The 2,542-nt window shown below is 61.5% G+C and carries 1 protein-coding gene and 1 pseudogene; both read left to right on the plus strand.

The window, feature by feature from the left end; translation table 11 throughout:
- Positions 1-145 precede the first annotated feature (145 nt).
- A pseudogene (locus tag AC3WJD_RS21850) lies at positions 146-448 on the plus strand (IS30 family transposase); the annotation flags it as partial.
- A 525-nt stretch (positions 449-973) separates the two neighbouring features.
- The gene (locus AC3WJD_RS21855; protein ID WP_492748936.1) at positions 974-2,017 is read left to right on the plus strand and encodes a hypothetical protein; all 1,044 of its coding nucleotides are present in this window, start codon (positions 974-976) and stop codon (positions 2,015-2,017) included.
- The last annotated feature ends 525 nt before the right edge of the window (positions 2,018-2,542 follow it).

Below are 2,542 nucleotides of genomic sequence, written 5' to 3' on the forward strand. Positions count from 1 at the left end.
CTCTCCCCGCCCAAAGCCTATGATTACCACGCTATCTCACGCCCCCGCGAACCTCCCGCGAAGCGGGTTCGTGCATGGCGGCGAAAGCGGTCGTTTCTCACAGTGCATCGAGAGGCTCGATTGACTCTGAAATCTTGGCAGCCGCAGACTGCCCGACGAGTTGCGGCGCTCGCTCACCTGGGACCAGGGCAGCGAAATGGCGCGTCACAAGACCTTCAGCGTCGCCACCAATGTGCAGGTTTACTTCTGCGATCCGCGCAGTCCCTGGCAGCGCGGCAGCAACGAAAACACCAACGGTCTTCTCAGGCAATACTTCCCTCGCGGCACTGACCTCGCCAGCATCTCGCAAGCTCAACTCAACGCCGTTGCCCTGCGGCTCAATCAGCGCCCCCGAAAGACCTTGGGCTTCGAAACACCCGTCGATAAACTACGACAGGTGTTTCGATGACCAGTTGAACCCGCCCGGGCATTGCGGAACTTCGGCGCGATGACAGCTGTGCGCGCTCTTGCAGACATCCAGCGATGCGGTCGCTGTTCCCCGAACCTGCAGGCGCGACAGCTCGGGCGGCAGCACGCGCACGGCATCCGGTCGGGCATTGCGCGTGACGGTTAGCGCTTCCTCGGATCGTCCCGCAGTCGTCAAACCGTCCGGCAGCACACCAGTACCCGCTTACGGCGAAAGGGCATACCCCCCCTCACTGCGGCGCCTTGCACACCAGGGGCTTGCTCACACGTTCACGCTGCAACGCGACACCAATCTTCATCGCCGCACAATGCCGCCGACCCTTTCGTGATTCCGGAGTGGGGCCAGTTCGGCCCGGACAGATGCGCCGGACCGTTTGTTCACGTCGAGGAGGCCATACTGAAAACGGCTTGCCACTCAACTCGTCGCAGAAATCGTATCCGAATCTTAAGGTGCCCAGGGGTATTTGATCTGTAGCCGGCGAGACCGGCGGGGTCGGGACACAGCACAATGACGAAACATGTTTCGCGCCGCGAGGTTCTCGCGGCAGCGGCAGCGTTGCCATTTCTGCCGCATATGGCCGGGGCTCAGACGAGTTTCACGACGGTCATCTCGGGACGAACCTTTACCGGCACGCGGTCGTTCGCCGGTACGGGGGGCGAGGGCGGCGAAGGCTTGCGTCTCAAATCCAACACGCAGATCACCAATTGCAGTTTCAGGAATCTCGGCAACGGCGCGATCCGCGTGGCGGCCCCCGTTGACAATCTTGTCGTCGCGGATTGCAGCGTCGAGCATGTCTATCGATTCCTCGAGGATACGTCCTCAGCCTCGACCAATCCCGCAGTACTGAGCAATTTTGCGCTTCGCCGCATGGTCGCGTCTAATGTCGACCATGGCATGACGCGCATCCGATATGGGTCGCACCATGGCCAGCTCGAGGACCTCGTTGCCTATGGCAGCGCCGATGCCGATCTCTATTGCGTCGGCTTTCAGCTCGACGATCAGGCGCACGACATCACCTATCTGCGCTGCGAGGCGCATGGCTTTCGCGAAACCGGCAGGGCCGCGACCAGCTATTGGAACGGCGACGGATTTTCGGACGAGCGCGGCAACGGCGCCATTCGCTATTTGTCCTGCGTCGCAACAGACTGCACCGATGGCGGCTTCGACCTGAAGTCCGCCAACGTGTATCTGCAGAACTGCGTCGCGCGCGGTAGCAAGCGCAATTATCGCCTGTGGAGCGGAGGCACGCTGAGCGGTTGCCGCAGCGAAGATCCCCAATGGCGCGGCGGCACCGGCGGCACCGCGCATTTCTCGTTCCACGGCGAGACCACGAAATTCGTCCTCGACCGGCCGGTCGTCCGCGCGAGCTCCACGAACACCGCTCCCGTCTTTCTCTTCGAGACTACGGTACCCGTGACGATCGACATCATCGACGCGGACATACGCGCGCCTGCAGCTCCGCTCATAGCGGTCAAGGGACCTGAACCGATAATCCGATGGGTGCCCTCGCGGCAGGAGCAACTCGTTCAGGTCGCCCGTGATCGGGCCTGAACGATGATCGCCGCAGTAGAGCGCGCTTCAGTCTTATGTTTGGCATCGGACCGCAAGTCCGCTTTCGAAAGTCGGCGCTTGAAAGCAGTAATTCGTGCCAACCGGTCGCGGCGTTGGTACCTGAATCGACGACCGCTTTAGGGTGGTCCGAGAAGCGAACTGAACGACCGAAATGTCGGCGGCTTCAGCCATGGTAGCGATCATCGGTCCGCCGTGGGACTTTTCGTTGAATCCGCCTCAATTCAGTCCGCAGCACTTCTTGTATTCTTCCCGGAACCGCAGGGACATGGATCATAGCGCCCGACCTTTCCTTGCCGAGGAAATGACGGTTGGCTGGGGTCATTCTCCCAACGCCGCGCGTGGAGGATTTTAACCCAAATCGGTATGAGGTCCGGCGCCTCCCGCGTCCATCGGCAGGGCGTCGCAGACGAAATCCATAGCGGCAATCCCGACATGCACGAACCCGCTTCGCGGGAGGTTCGCGGGGGCGTGAGATAGCGTGGTAATCATAGGCTTTGGGCGGGG

The organism is Sphingobium sp. FW306-1B-F04DB, assembly GCF_058781925.1.